15 protein-coding genes are annotated in these 14,812 nt (G+C 40.0%); 4 read left to right on the forward strand and 11 right to left on the reverse strand.

Features of this window, described 5'->3' with window-relative positions; translation table 11 throughout:
- The 3 genes from glpK to KSHG_RS19100 all read left to right on the forward strand — a co-directional run bounded on the left by glpK (position 1) and on the right by KSHG_RS19100 (position 2,721).
- Positions 1–1,497, forward strand: coding sequence for a glycerol kinase GlpK (gene glpK / locus KSHG_RS07380; RefSeq protein WP_010303936.1), 1,497 nt, complete (start codon positions 1–3; stop codon positions 1,495–1,497).
- A gap of 86 nt (positions 1,498–1,583) precedes the next feature.
- Entirely contained in the window at positions 1,584–2,249 is a 666-nt protein-coding gene (locus tag KSHG_RS19095) for a glycerate kinase (protein WP_010303939.1), read from the forward strand.
- Entirely contained in the window at positions 2,155–2,721 is a 567-nt protein-coding gene (locus KSHG_RS19100) for a glycerate kinase (protein WP_010303942.1), read from the forward strand. Before KSHG_RS19095 ends, KSHG_RS19100 begins: the two co-directional genes overlap by 95 nt.
- Before the next feature lie 87 nt (positions 2,722–2,808).
- Here KSHG_RS19100 and KSHG_RS07390 read toward each other — a convergent pair whose 3' ends face one another.
- Entirely contained in the window at positions 2,809–3,141 is a 333-nt protein-coding gene (locus KSHG_RS07390; RefSeq protein WP_010303945.1) for a GlpM family protein, read from the reverse strand.
- 224 nt (positions 3,142–3,365) lie between these two features.
- On the opposite strand from KSHG_RS07390, the gene KSHG_RS07395 reads away from it, so the two are divergent.
- Positions 3,366–4,250: a LysR family transcriptional regulator gene (locus KSHG_RS07395; protein WP_235728349.1), complete on the forward strand. Its 885-nt coding sequence runs from the start codon at positions 3,366–3,368 to the stop codon at positions 4,248–4,250.
- A 48-nt stretch (positions 4,251–4,298) separates the two neighbouring features.
- Here KSHG_RS07395 and KSHG_RS07400 read toward each other — a convergent pair whose 3' ends face one another.
- The 10 genes from KSHG_RS07400 to KSHG_RS07440 form a co-directional block, all read right to left on the reverse strand.
- Complete coding sequence (locus tag KSHG_RS07400) at positions 4,299–5,735, reverse strand: o-succinylbenzoate--CoA ligase (RefSeq protein WP_010303958.1); 1,437 nt, start codon at positions 5,733–5,735, stop codon at positions 4,299–4,301.
- Between the two features lie 103 nt (positions 5,736–5,838).
- The gene (locus KSHG_RS07405; RefSeq protein WP_010303962.1) at positions 5,839–6,753 is read right to left on the reverse strand and encodes a pseudouridine-5'-phosphate glycosidase; all 915 of its coding nucleotides are present in this window, start codon (positions 6,751–6,753) and stop codon (positions 5,839–5,841) included.
- Positions 6,754–7,848, reverse strand: a complete 1,095-nt coding sequence (locus KSHG_RS07410) for a carbohydrate kinase (protein ID WP_010303965.1) — start codon at positions 7,846–7,848, stop codon at positions 6,754–6,756.
- Between the two features lie 136 nt (positions 7,849–7,984).
- Positions 7,985–8,803: a 1,4-dihydroxy-2-naphthoyl-CoA synthase gene (gene menB, locus KSHG_RS07415; protein ID WP_010303969.1), complete on the reverse strand. Its 819-nt coding sequence runs from the start codon at positions 8,801–8,803 to the stop codon at positions 7,985–7,987.
- A 20-nt stretch (positions 8,804–8,823) separates the two neighbouring features.
- Entirely contained in the window at positions 8,824–9,114 is a 291-nt protein-coding gene (locus KSHG_RS18740; RefSeq protein ID WP_010304165.1) for a hypothetical protein, read from the reverse strand.
- A gap of 92 nt (positions 9,115–9,206) precedes the next feature.
- Positions 9,207–9,638 carry an alpha/beta fold hydrolase gene (locus KSHG_RS18745; RefSeq protein WP_010304169.1) on the reverse strand — a complete coding sequence of 144 codons (432 nt, stop codon included), beginning with the start codon at positions 9,636–9,638 and terminating at the stop codon, positions 9,207–9,209.
- On the reverse strand, positions 9,626–11,350 hold the full coding sequence (menD, locus tag KSHG_RS07425) for a 2-succinyl-5-enolpyruvyl-6-hydroxy-3-cyclohexene-1-carboxylic-acid synthase (RefSeq protein ID WP_010304172.1): 1,725 nt from the start codon (positions 11,348–11,350) through the stop codon (positions 9,626–9,628). Before menD ends, KSHG_RS18745 begins: the two co-directional genes overlap by 13 nt.
- Positions 11,340–12,728 (reverse strand): isochorismate synthase, encoded by a 1,389-nt coding sequence (locus KSHG_RS07430; RefSeq protein WP_010304177.1) that lies wholly within the window; start codon positions 12,726–12,728, stop codon positions 11,340–11,342. Before KSHG_RS07430 ends, menD begins: the two co-directional genes overlap by 11 nt.
- Positions 12,729–12,861: 133 nt before the next feature.
- Positions 12,862–13,797, reverse strand: coding sequence for a dipeptidase (locus KSHG_RS07435; protein ID WP_010304181.1), 936 nt, complete (start codon positions 13,795–13,797; stop codon positions 12,862–12,864).
- Positions 13,798–13,946: 149 nt separating this feature from the next.
- The gene (locus KSHG_RS07440; protein WP_010304184.1) at positions 13,947–14,699 is read right to left on the reverse strand and encodes a MerR family transcriptional regulator; all 753 of its coding nucleotides are present in this window, start codon (positions 14,697–14,699) and stop codon (positions 13,947–13,949) included.
- Between the last annotated feature and the right edge of the window lie 113 nt (positions 14,700–14,812).

The raw sequence follows: 14,812 nt of genomic DNA on the forward strand, positions 1-14,812 counted from the left end.
ATGACAGAACAAAAATATATTTTAGCTTTAGACCAAGGTACAACGAGCTCACGTGCTATTTTATTTGACCATGACGGGAAAATTTTTCATACGTATCAACAAGAATTCCCTCAATACTTCCCTGAATCTGGTTGGGTAGAACATAATGCAGAAGAAATTTGGTCTTCTATTTTATCTTGTATCGCAACTGTTTTATCAGACAAACATATTTCAGCTTCACAAATTGCTGGTATCGGGATCACGAACCAACGTGAAACGACAGTCGTTTGGGATAAAACAACAGGTAAGCCTGTCTACAATGCAATCGTATGGCAATCTCGTCAAACATCAGACATTTGTGATGAATTGAAAGAAAACGGTTACAATGATACGTTCCGAGACAAAACAGGCTTACTAATCGATGCCTATTTCTCAGGAACAAAAGTAAAATGGATTTTAGATAACGTGGAAGGCGCACGTGAAAAAGCGGAAGCTGGCAATTTACTTTTCGGTACAATCGATACGTGGTTAATTTGGAAATTAACTGCAGGTGCTGTTCACGTAACAGACTACTCAAACGCTTCACGTACGCTTATGTACAACATCCATGATTTAAAATGGGACGAGGAATTATTAGAAATTCTTACTGTTCCTGCTTCTATGCTTCCTGAAGTTCGCCCTTCTTCTGAAGTATACGGTCATACGAGCACGACAACATTCTTCGGACAAGAAATTCCAATCGCTGGTGCTGCTGGAGACCAACAAGCTGCCTTATTTGGACAAGCTTGTTTCGAAGAAGGTATGGTGAAAAATACGTACGGCACGGGTTGCTTCATGTTAATGAACACAGGTGAAAAAGCCGTAAAATCAAACAACGGTCTTTTAACAACACTCGCTTGGGGCTTAGATGGCAAAGTTACATATGCCCTAGAAGGAAGTATTTTCGTAGCAGGCTCTGCGATTCAGTGGTTGCGTGATGGACTACGTATGTTCCGCAATGCAAAAGATTCAGAAGCGTATGCAAAGCGTGTAGACTCAACCGATGGTGTTTATGTCGTTCCTGCTTTCGTCGGTCTCGGTACACCGTATTGGGATTCTGACGTACGCGGTGCGGTATTCGGTTTAACACGTGGTACATCAAAAGAACATTTCGTTCGTGCGACGCTAGAATCTTTAGCTTACCAAACGAAAGACGTTTTAGATGCGATGGAAGCAGATGCCAACATTCCATTAGCTAAACTACGCGTTGACGGTGGTGCTGTTGCGAATGACTTCCTAATGCAATTCCAATCAGACTTATTAAACGTTCCTGTAGACCGCCCAGTCATTAATGAAACGACAGCTCTTGGCGCAGCTTACTTAGCTGGTTTAGCAGTTGGCTATTGGAATTCAACAGATGAAATCTCAAAATATTGGAATTTAGACCACCAATTTACGCCGAACATGGAAGAAGAAAACCGTGATCATTTATACAGTGGTTGGAAAAAAGCAGTAAAAGCCGCTCAAGCTTTTAAATAAGCTTTCTTATTCCTATAAAAACCCCTCGAATTTATTTTTCGAGGGGTTTTCTAATCAATTATTTTCGAGATGAGAGGTGACATTGTATGAAAATCATCCTTAGTCCAGATTCCTTTAAAGGTTCTTTAACAGCTCGTGAAGTGGCACAAACGATGGCAGAAGCTATTCATTCCATTGATCCGAACACCGAATTACATCTACTCCCCGTTGCTGATGGTGGTGAAGGTACATTGGAATCACTCATCGACACAACGAGAGGAACGTTCATATATAGAACTGTTCAAGATCCACTTCATCGCCCGATTGAAACGTGCTTCGGTCTACTAGGTGACGAACAAACTGTCGTCATTGAAATGGCGAAAGCGTCTGGCTTACCCCTTTTAAAAGAAACGGAAAGAAACCCACTTCTTGCGACGACTTTTGGAACAGGTGAACTTATTCGTCACGGGCTAGAACTCGGAAAACGACAGTTCTTAATCGGCATCGGTGGTAGCGCAACGAATGATGGTGGTCTCGGTATGTTACGTGCTTTAGGAATGCGTTTTTTGACGGCTGATAAGAAGGAAATTACATTCCCTCATGAGCTTCCGCTTCTCACTACAATAGATGACAGCCATTTCGATCCACGCATTCATCAATGTACGTTTACGATTGCTTGTGACGTCGAACATCCTTTCATCGGTCCGAACGGGGCGAGTTTTATTTTCGGTCCTCAAAAAAGGGGCAAACGACAACATCGTCCGCCTTCTTGATGATGCACTCATCCATTTTGCTAACATCATTGAAGAAAGTGGGCGTCTGTCTCTACACTACGCTAAAGGGGCTGGTGCTGCTGGAGGACTCGGGGGTGCGTTTTTAGCGTTCTTCCCCGCTACTTTAAAATCAGGCATTGACGTCGTACTCGATGCCATTCGTTTTGAATATTTTTTAGCACAAGCAGACCTCGTTATAACAGGCGAAGGAAAATCAGATGCTCAAACACTATCCGGAAAAGCACCATTCGGCATTCAAAAAAGAGCAAGCGCTCACGGTGTTCCGACGATGCTCATTAGTGCTTTAATTGAAGATGCGCTTTTACTGCGCCCTTATTTCACCGAATTGCATGCGATTGTCGATGACGATACGTCTACTTCTCAATCAATGGCTCAGCCGAAAAAATATTTATTTAAAACGGTGACACGTGCAATGCGTACGTATATGAGCGTAAACAAAGAAAGAGACTAAAATAAAACACTCGTCTAATAGAAAGAGCCGTTACGATTTAAAAATCATAACGGCTCTTTTCATAATGCTTTTTATAATAGATGACTTTTATACGGCGAATACTGCTTTCGAAACAATCATATAGGCCACATATACACCGACACCGATTAAAACAGCTTGAACAGGTTTCATAAATCCAGATAAATAATAAATACACACCATCAATACAATCATACCGATCGCACCTAAAATACCATTTTTTTGTGTTAAATGAAATGTTTCTTGCGACATATTATGTACTTGTAAATTTAAATTCATCAACGTTAAAATTGGTAGCAATGTGATAACACCCGATAGAAATAAATATTTTGAATGACTTAACATTGATGCCAATAGCATAACCGTACCACCGATTATAAATTGAATAACATACCCCATCATTTTTTATGTTCCACCTTTTAGTATTCTATTTCTGATTTCAAATCGAAAGTTTTTCGTCACATATGTGCTACTTCAGAACATTTATTCCTACCCAGTTCCATTTGTTTGAAATCACCGTATTTTTATAAGAAATATTGCTTGATTCATTCTAATTGTAGTGATATTTTTAATATTAGTAAATTGAATTTATTCAATGCTATCTATACAAAAAACTTATAAGTAAGGTGACCTTTTTGAGTATATTAAAATTAAAAGCATATATTGCCGCTGTAAAATATGGTAGCTTAACGAGAGCTGCCGAGGCTTTAGACTATACACAACCGAGCATTAGTCATATGATTCATAGCTTAGAAGAAGATTACGGTTTTGCTCTTTTAATTCGAAGTAAAAGCGGCGTACAACCGACCGATAACGGTACACAACTACTACCGATTATGGAAGATATCGTCGTACGCTACGAACATTTATCTGAAGCCGTTCATGCAATTCACGGTCTGGACGTTGGTACAGTGCGGATTGGAGCATATGCATCTGTTTGCGTTCACTGGATGCCTGAAGTATTAAAATTATTCCATGAAAAATATCCGAAAATCGCCATCCAACTTTTCGAAGGGAACTCCCGCGAAATTCATGAGTGGCTAGAAGCAAGTAGCATTGATTTTGCGATTGGTACGATTCAACCGACGGACGATTATCATTTCTTACCGTTAAAAGACGACCGCATGTTAGCTATTCTTCCAAAAGGACACGCACTAGCTAAGCAAGAAACCGTCGACATTCATTCATTTGAAAAAGAATCGTGCATTATGCCGTATGACGATACGCATAAAGATGCACAAGCTATTTTGAAAGCAGCGCGTGTTCATCCGAACGTTACGTACCAAATCCGTGGAGACGAAGCCATTATCGCAATGGTTAAACGTGGTCTCGGAATTACGTTACTTTCTGAACTGCTCATTCAAGATCACGTAAATGAAATCGATTGCAGACCGATTGACGACAACTGTGTACGTACAATTGGTGTCGCTTCAAAAACTGAAATTAAAAGCTTGTCACCTGCTTCTCGTACGTTCATTCCATTTTTACAAAACTGGATTGACCACGATTAATTTCACAAAAAAACCAGCGTGATTTCGAGATCACGCTGGTTTTTCATCTTATAATAAATCGTTCAATTTACGACGCATTAACTTTTTAGAGCCATTACGTGGCAGCTTTTCAACGATATAAAAATGTTTCGGCACTTTGTATCGTGCAAGACGCTCTGCACAAAATTGTTTCACTTCTTCACAATCAATTGTTTCTTTTGGCACGATGAAAGCGGCAGGTACTTGCCCCCACTCATCAGATGTCACACCACACACTCCGACTTCTTGAATGCCTGCATGACTCGCCAATACATTTTCAATTTCGGCAGGATAAATGTTTTCGCCACCTGAAATGATTAAATCCGAACGTCTATCTACGACGAATAAATATCCTTCTTCATCTACGTAGCCGAGGTCTCCCGTATGTAGCCATCCTTCGACCGTACTAGACTTCCCTTCAAATCGACCAACATACCCAGGTGTTACTTGATCACTTTTAATACAAATCTCACCAATTTCACGCGGTTGTTGTGCTCCATCAATTCGTAATTGATTGAAAAAGAGCGGCTTTCCAGCAGAGCCAAGTTTACGAAGAGCATCTTCACTCGCTAATGTAACCGTTTGAGAAGATGTTTCTGTCATACCATACGTTTGAGAAATTTGAATGCCACAATCAATCGCACGCTTCAAATAACTTTCAGGTACAGGACCGCCACCTACAAGCATCGTTAAAAACTTCGGTGATACACGTTGTCCTCTTTTTTCAAGTTCGCTTAAAATGCGTTGTAGCGTAACGGCGACGACTGACATACGTACAGCCGAGCCTTCTATTAGTTGATCACATACCGCTTCTTCATCAAATTTGCGATATAAATCTAAGCGTACGCCGTGTAATAAACATTTCACAAACATCGAAAAACCGCTAATGTGAAATAACGGAACGGTACAAATCCAACTATCCTGTTCGACAAGTCCTGTATTGTATAATGAAGACGTCGCAACACATACGTGATTTTTAACCGTTTGGCGCACACCTTTTGGAAACCCCGTTGTACCCGACGTGTACATAATCGTTACCGTTTGGTCTTCTTGCCATTCTTTCTCAAATGTTGCGTGTTGCGGTGTCATACGTTCAATTGTGCTAAACGTATGTACAGCAACGTCCGTATCAGGTAATCGTTGTAGCAATTCATCCTCCACTAATACGGCTTCTACTGCCGCATCGGTCATTTGATAAGCTACTTCTGCTTTAGATAAGCGTAAATTTAATAACACCATTTCACAGCGTAATTGCATGCAAGCTGCCATCATCCAAATGATAGCTGGTGTACTCGATGCATAAATCGCTACACGACTTCCTGGCTGTATGTCGAGTGCTATTAATTGTTTCGCTTTCTTTTCACTCATCGTCTGTAATTGTTCATATGTCCACGATTCCCCTTCGAAACGAAGTGCTGTTCGCTTCGGACTAGTCATCGCTCGTTGTAATATCCAGTTCGGTATCACATCGTCACCTTCTCTAATCATTCTTGAACTTTTATTTTATCATATTCGTACGCAAAAAAGGTGCTGCGACTCTGCTAGTCGCAACACCTTTTACGTAAACAATTTATTTTGCAGCGTGTAAAGCTTTCGCAATTTGCGCGCCGACTTTCGCATTATTTTTCACTAATGCAATATTGGCTACAAGACTTGTACCATCTGTTAACTCTTTCACTTTACCGAGTAAGAATGGTGTCACTTGTTTTCCGTGAATGCCTTTTTCTTCTGCTTCTTTCAATGCTTTTTCAATAATGTTCGTAATGAAATCATGATCTAATGCATCTTCTTCAGGAATCGGATTTGCGATAACTGCACCGCCCTCTAAATTTAAGTTCCATTTCGCACGTAATACTTTTGCGACTTCTTCTGGTGTATCTAATTTAAAGTTTACATCGAAACCTGATTGACGTGTGTAAAAGGCTGGTAGCTCATCTGTGCCGAATCCGATTACGGGTACACCTTTCGTTTCGAGGTATTCCAACGTTAAACCGATATCTAAAATTGATTTAGCACCTGCACAAACGACCCCTACTTTTGTTTTTGATAACTCTTCTAAATCTGCAGAAATGTCCATCGTCGTTTCCGCACCGCGGTGAACGCCGCCGATTCCACCTGTTACGAACAATTCAATGCCTGCAAGTTCTGCAGCAATCATCGTTGCAGCAACCGTTGTCGCACCGATTTTTTTCGTTGCTAATAAGTATGCCATATCACGGCGAGATGCTTTTGCGACATCTTTCGCTTGACCGAACATTTCTAATTCTTCATCTGATAAACCAATTTTAATTTGACCATCAATTAACGCAATTGTCGCTGGAACGCAACCTGCATCACGTAAAATTTGTTCCACTTCTCGTGCTGTTTCTACATTTTGTGGATAAGGCATTCCGTGCGAAATAATCGTCGATTCTAATGCTACAATTGGCAACCCTTTTTCTAATCCTTCTTGCACTTCTTTTGAATATGATAAATAGTTTTTCATTTATATTTCCTCCAGTTCAATTTTAAGTTGTTTCTTCGTCAATTCTTTACGTACCGTATTTGTTGATTCTAATGTTTTTTTCGCATTCATTAATCCGGCTTGAAGTGCTCTCTCAAACGTAGCATCTGCTAACCACATATGTATAACAGCCGCGACAAAAGCATCCCCCGCTCCTGTAACGTCTTGCACGTGGTCAACGTGTAGGCTTTGTAAAAAGATAGGCTTTTCATTTTTCCTACGACCATAAACCCCTTTAGCTCCAGCCGTAATGACAATGTTTTCAGCACCTTTTTCTCGTAAAGCTTGCAGTGCACGTTCAAAATCAAGTGGTGTTTCTAATGATATATTCGTTAAAATTTCTGCTTCTTCACGATTACAAATAAACCACGTGACCCCTTTTAACGTACTTGGAAGGCGATTCATTTTCGGTCCAGAAACCGGAACGACAACGAAAGGAATCGATCGATCAATCACAAATTGTTGCAAATATTGGACTGTTTCTTTCGGACAATTTAAATCGACAATAATGCATGAAGCATTTAAGAATGCGCTTTCATTTCGTTGAATAACTTGCGGTAGTAAAGCATCATATACGTCCATATTCGCAGCCGCGAGTACGAGTTCCCCTTCATCGTCTACAATTGCTGTGTATGAGCCTGTCGCACAATGTTCTAGTTGCTCGACATTTTGTAAGTTCATGTACGCTTTAGATGCTTCATAAACCCATTGCCAATCTGTATCTTTCCCCGCAGTTGTCACAAGTTGTACGTCATGCTCTAGTCGTCCTAAATTCTCCGCAATGTTTCGCGCGACCCCACCAATACTATGCGTAGCTGAAACCGGATTCGACGTACCAAGTGCTACCGCTCCTTGCACATGATATTTTCGGTCGACATTTGCTCCACCGATTGCCACGATGCTATTTTCTTCCGGAAGTACGTACGCTCTCCCAACGATTCGTCCTTCTCGAATTAAACTCGAAATAATATTTGCGAGTGTCGGACGTGAAATGTGCAACGCTTCTGCCATTTCTTGTTGAGACAAATATGGATTATGGCGAATCATTTGTAATAACTTTAATTCTCGTTCCTTCATTTCTCTCACCTCTTTATTCCACTTTAGTTTAATGGGAATGATTTACTATTACAATTGTTTTATGTATAAACTTTTGTTTGTTTTTCTGTATAAAAAAAGCACGAGCGAAAAATCACTCGTGCTAAACATCTCCCTCTTATGGGAAACGTGGGAATTGACCGAAGTCTGGTGTACGTTTTTCTTTGAAAGCGTCGCGACCTTCTTTTGCTTCATCTGAAGTATAGTAAAGAAGTGTAGCGTCACCGGCAAGTTGTTGAAGACCTGCAAGACCGTCTGAATCTGCATTAAATGCACCTTTAAGCATACGAAGTGCCATTGGTGATAGTGTAAGAATTTCTTCACACCATTTCACCGTTTCATCTTCAAGTTGTTCGTAAGGAACGACTGTATTAACTAAGCCCATATCAAGTGCTTCTTGTGCATCGTATTGACGGCATAAGAACCAGATTTCACGTGCTTTTTTGTGACCTACAATACGTGCTAAGTAGCCTGCACCGTAACCACCATCGAATGAACCAACGCGTGGGCCAGTTTGACCGAAACGAGCGTTGTCAGCTGCGATCGTTAAATCACATACGATGTGTAATACGTGTCCGCCACCAATTGCATAACCAGCTACCATTGCGATGACTGGTTTTGGTGTTTTACGGATTAATGTTTGTAAATCTAGTACATTTAGACGAGGAATATTATCTTCACCTACGTAACCACCGTTACCGCGTACTTTTTGGTCTCCGCCTGAGCAGAAAGCTTTTTCGCCTTCACCTGTTAAGATGATTGCGCCGATTTTTGAATCGTCACGCGCGCGAGAAAATGCGTCAATCATTTCCGCTGTTGTTTTTGGACGGAATGCATTACGCACTTCAGGACGATTAATTGTAATTTTTGCGATGCCGTTGTAAGATTCATATTTGATATCTTCGTAGACATGTTCAGTTACCCATTCACGAGTCATTGAAAAGTCCTCCTAATAAATTAAAATTGTTTCTCTATCATTGTAACAAAAACTTCAGGATTTTCCACATGAATTGCATGACCACAGCCATTTATGACGATGTGCGAGCAATTTTGGAACTGTTCCTTCATCTGTTCTGCTTTACGATAGAATTTTTGGTCTAGTTCCCCTGTCAGTAAAATGACAGGACGTGCGAAAGCTGTTAATGAATCCCAGTATGAACGCTGTGCGCCAGTCCCCATACCACGTAAGCTGTTAGCTAGACCAAGTTCATTTTGTGCAAGACGTTCTGCACGAATTTCTGCCTTCATCGCATCGGATAAACGAGATTGCGTCGCAAAGAGTGGAATTTGTTGCCAATAATCGATGAATTCTCGAATCCCCTCATTAAGTAAACGTTCCGCTAAATAATTATCACTCGCTTTTCTTTTTCACGATCTAATTCATTTTCTAAACCAGGTGAAGCACTTTCTAAAAATAGTCGATCAATACGTTCTGGATGCGCTAATGCGTATGCTAATGCTGTGCGTCCTCCCATTGAATAGCCGACTAAATGAAAGTTCCCTAGCTGTCTTTGTTCAAAAAAAGCTTCTAACAAGTCAACTTGTGCCTCCATCGTGTAAGAAGAAACATTTTTAGGACTTGCTGTTAACCCATGCCCGATTAAATCAATTGCAAAAATACGAATGTTTTCAGGCATACGTTCAATGACGTGTTGCCACGTTTTCGTACTTCCTGTAAAACCGTGTAAAAATACGACTGTTTTTTCAGCTTTCGGATGAAACACTTCATAGTGCAAATCCAAGCCAGAAATCGTTGTTATTACGCTTGCCATAACGTATCAAGCTCCTCATTAATCGCTTGCCATAATGCGCGATGTTCCACGACATTTTGCTCACGATTTGTCATTACTTCAATTATACGAATTGCTTTTTTCTTCGGTACAGAAAGTGTGTCAGTCAATGCTGCTTTCGTTTCTACACATGCATATTCTGCATCGTACATCGCTGCTAGTTGTTCGAACTTCAGCGCGGTTGGCGTACCAAACAATTGTTCATAATGGGCTTCAACGGTCGATTGTGCTAAGTAAGAGAAAATACCGCCACCATCGTTATTCATCACGACGATTGTTAAATCACTCGCTTGATAACGACTCGCAATCAAGCCATTTGAATCATGTAAAAATGATAAATCTCCAATTAGTAAATACGTATCGCGTTTCGAAGCATACTGTAAACCAAATGCGGTTGAAACAACGCCATCGATGCCATTCGTTCCTCGATTACAAAATACACGAATGTCTTTTGCTGTTTTATTGAAAAACGTATCGACATCACGAATCGGCATACTACTACTCGCAACTAAATCACTATGTTCTGGCAATGCATTAAACAACGTCCCAGCTAGTGCGCCTTCATCTTCACGCTCTACGATATAGCGTTCTGTATGCTTTGTTGCAATTTCATTTGCACGTTGCCACATCGCTGTATACGCCTCATTTTTCCCACAAGTAATGCGCAGTTCATTTAACCATTTACCCGCTGTCGCTTCAATGTGTGCCGTCGATACGTGTAAAGAGTCACGGAACTTCGGATCTTCATCTACGACAATATAGTGTGCTGGCTTTACAGCTGTTAAAAACTGCATAAGCGGTTTCGATACAGGTTGTGCTCCGATACGAATAACGGTTTGCGGTACCATTTGTTTTTTGAAAGCATCATTTTTCAAAATAGCATCGTATTGGTCCACTATATAAGGAAGGCAATCTTCTGGAACGTTCGTACGTAAATGCGATAAACTTTCCACGAGCGTCGGCCACTTCATTTGACGAATAAATTGCCAAAGTTGTGCCGTATCGATGTTTTGATTATTTTCCCCGATAATTAAAAATCCTCGCTCCGTATCATTTACAACATCTTCTAAAAAGAACAAAGCCTCTTGTACAGGGCGATTGTCTTTCCCGAAATGACGTTGGAATTGACGTTGCGGTAACGAATTTTCAAAATCAATCAATAATGGTTCACGGAATGGTACGTTCAATTGTACAGGTCCAAATGGAGCCGCAGTTGCGACAGAAACTGCTCGTGCAACATGACGTTCAATAAAAGGCAATGTTGTCTTGGCATCATCTGGAATAGGCAAGTCCAGCGCCCATTTCACATGATGTCCGTATAAAGCAGGTTGCGCAATCGCTTGTGGTGCGCCGACTTCACGTAACTCATGTGGTCGGTCTGCTGTTAAGACGATTAATGGAATACGCGCATAATACGCTTCCACAATTGCTGGTAAGTAGTTTGCTGCTGCCGTACCTGATGTACAGACTAACACGACAGGCTCACAGCTTTCTTTCGCTAATCCTAAAGCTAAGAAAGCAGCAGAGCGCTCATCTACTTGTCGATACAATTCAAACTCTTTCGTTGAAGCAAAGCCGTAAGCAAGTGGCGTAGAACGCGAACCTGGGCTAACGACTACTTTTTTCACACCCGCTTCATATAACGAAGCAACAATCGTATACACATAATTCGATAAAATTTCTTTATTCGTCATGTAAATTGCCTCCAAAAGCTCTTAACATCGGACGGAATTTTACGAGTGTTTCCTCATACTCACTTTGCGGTACAGAATCCGCGACGATTCCGCCGCCAGCATATAAATACGCTCGTTGATCATGTACTAAAGCAGAGCGAATTGCCACTGCAAATTCTCCATCACCTGTTGCATTCATCCAGCCAATTGGCGCTGCATATACGCCGCGATCCGTCGGTTCATAGTCTCTGATAATTTCAAGAGCATCTTTCCGAGGAGCGCCACCAAGTGCTGGTGTCGGATGTAAATTTTGAACCATGTGTAAAATATTCGCTTCTTTTTTCAACTGCCCTTCAATCGGTGTGAAAAGATGTTGAATATCACGAATTTTTAAAAGCTGTGGTCCATTCGGTAATTGATACATTTCACAGTTTTCTTCAAAAGATTGGCGAATCATATCTACTACGTATTGATGCTCTTGTAAGTTTTTCGCATCATTCAATAGTTCATTGCCGTACGCATCATCTTGCGTTTTCGTCGTACCACGTTTAATAGACCCTGCCACACAAGAAGAATACGCATCATTATCTTTTACCATAACGAGTCGTTCTGGTGAAGCACCAAAGAAGAAATCTTCTCCTCGTTCAAAAACAAACAAATAACTTTCTTGTTGTTCATTCATAATTTGAGCGAGCAACAAGTCTGACGTAATCGGTTGTTCAAATGTTAAAGCGAGAGAACGTGCAATAACGACTTTATCCGCCTCTTGTTTTTTAATGCGATCTGTGACATTTGCAATCGATTGTAAATACGCTTCTTTATGGCGTTCTACAGTCGATTCAATCGTCGGTTTCGCGAAACTAGACACACCGTTTACTTGTGCGCTATGTAATAATTCATCCCGTTCTTTACATAACTTTTCTCGTTGTTCTGGCGTAATTGGTGCGTCGCTTACATAAAATGTACTCATAAAAATTTGTTCATTACGAATGACTAATTGGTGTGTTGCTAAAGCGAAAAAGCCTTCTGGAAAAGCAGACCATTCTGCTGCTTTCGTCTTCTTCGGATCAAATGTAAAACTACCGAATAAAATTGGTTGTTGTTGCATTTGCGTCACATCTGTATTTTTCAAAACATGTTGCCATGCTCGTTCTACTTGCTCGTATCTTGCATCATCTGCATTTGTGGCAACAGTATATGCATGACCGAGTCCAACTAATGTAAATGTCTTTTCTCGATTTTGCCAAAAAAATCGTTTACCACTAAAATGCTCCGCCCCTGCTTCAAATAAAGCACGAGGTGACAAACTATCTACTTTTACAGTTTCTGTGTAAAAAGATAGCTCTGCCTGACAATCGATTGCATGGTCGCCGTTCGTTATCGACAACTGTTGTTTCATAAAAATTCCCTCCGTCAATAGATTCTCAACGTGAAAATCTATTCGTAAAAACTAAATTATCCTCTACTATCATACAACTTTCTGTACTATTCGGCACACAATTGCCCTTTTTTCATTAAAAAACTGCGTTGTTTTAAATAGCACGAACAAATCGTTCAAAATTACTCGCTGCAATTTTTGCAACATCCTCTTCTGAAAAAACTACCTGTAATTTTTCAAGAAGTTTCGGCGTCTGTCCACTATTTTGTAATTCTAATACGGTATGTTCAATTCCATCAAAATCAGAACCTAATCCGAGATGATCCACACCGACTAAATTTACAAAATGACGATAATGCATAACGAGTGAATCAATTGAAACATCATCCGTACGGTCTCGTTCAATAAACGGTGGGTTGTACACGAGGTGAATGTGCCCACCCGCCTCAATTAGCGCTTTTGCTTGCGCATCTGTTAAATTTCTCACATGATCACATATTGCACGTGCATTCGAATGACTCGCAACAATATGCTTCGCAAGTGGTAATACGTCCCAAAAGCTTTGCTCATTCAAATGCGAAACATCCATAATAATTTGTCGCTCATTTAAATAGGATACGACTTCTCTTCCAAATGCCGTTAGTCCTTGTGTCGGATCTTCTTGTGCACCATGAGCTACAGCATTCGCATAGTTCCACGTTAAACCGACTAATTTAACACCCGCATCTAAAAATGTTTGAAGCTTATGCAAGCTACCATCAATAGCATCACAGCCTTCTAAACTTAAAATCGCACCAATTTGATCCTCTTCTAAAGTATCGAGCTGTGCCCAATCTGTAATATGAATCATTTCTGGTTGCGCTAACACTTGTGTTTGAAACAATTCAATTTGACGAATCGCTTCCATATATCGTTCTCTTTGTGGAATTGACTCATCGACAAAAATAGCAAATACTTGCGCCTTTATATTTCCTTGCTTTAATTGCGGAAGCCCTGCTTGTAACGTCACATCTGTTGCGAAGTTAGTTGGTTGTTGACGAGTTGATAGTTGGTACAAAACATCACAATGTAAATCAATCGCTTTTGGCATTTCAATTCCACCTTTTCATTAAATAAATAGCTTCTTTATTATAACAAACTCTAGAACAACATTTGACCATTATGTTGTGCGCCAAGATGAAAAACGGCAGCTGTGATTTTCATCAAAGCTACCATTTTTCTCTTCGAATTTCATTCTAACTAAATACGTTCTACATAGCCTTCAATCGCCTCGTATAAAATCATTGCAAACCCTTCTCCATGTTTTTCATAATAGGATTTAAAGCGCTCATCTGTCATGTACATAAGTGCTACTGAACGATGCATCGATGTGTTATACGTAGTCCAACTGTACATAAGCCACTCTTTGTGTGCACGTACAATTTCCTTTCCGATTTCCCCTTCAATTCCTTGTTTTTTCGCCATCTCTAACAAATCAAACAAATGTTTTTCAACAGCTTCTTGATTTTCAAAATCCAATTTCGTACTTTTTAATATTTTTTCATTACTTCTATCAATTTGTACAGCACTGTATTTCTCTCTCAGTTCCTTACCAAACTGCTTGTCATTTTTTTCAATACGTTCTTGTTTAAATAACTCAAAGCGTTCTTGTTCTGTCATTTCATACACCCCATCCAATTCTTTTAATTTTAACGTTATATTTTTTTGTAGAACACGAAGTTTCTCTACTTCTTTTTCTACTTGTTCTTGTTGATATAATAGTTCTTTTTTTAACAAATGATCTTCATCGATTACTTTTTGAATCATTTTTAAAGAAAATCCAAATTGTTTGTACAATAAAATACGATGTAATTTTTCTAATGTTGCTTGATCGTATAAACGATAACCTAACGCATTATATGTTGTTGGTTTTAACAAATTGATTTCATCATAATAACGCAATGTTCGTGCAGAAACATTCGCGCATTTCGTTATGTCCGTAATCGTATACAAACTAATCTCCCCCTTCACATTAAGTTCATTATAAAGGTTGACGTAACGTCAGATGCAATAAGATAAACGCACAAAAAAACCTGAAGAATAAATTATTCTTCAGGTTTACTGTT

Origin of the sequence: Kurthia senegalensis (assembly GCF_000285595.1) — a bacterium.
GTDB classification, from domain to species: domain Bacteria; phylum Bacillota; class Bacilli; order Bacillales_A; family Planococcaceae; genus Kurthia; species Kurthia senegalensis.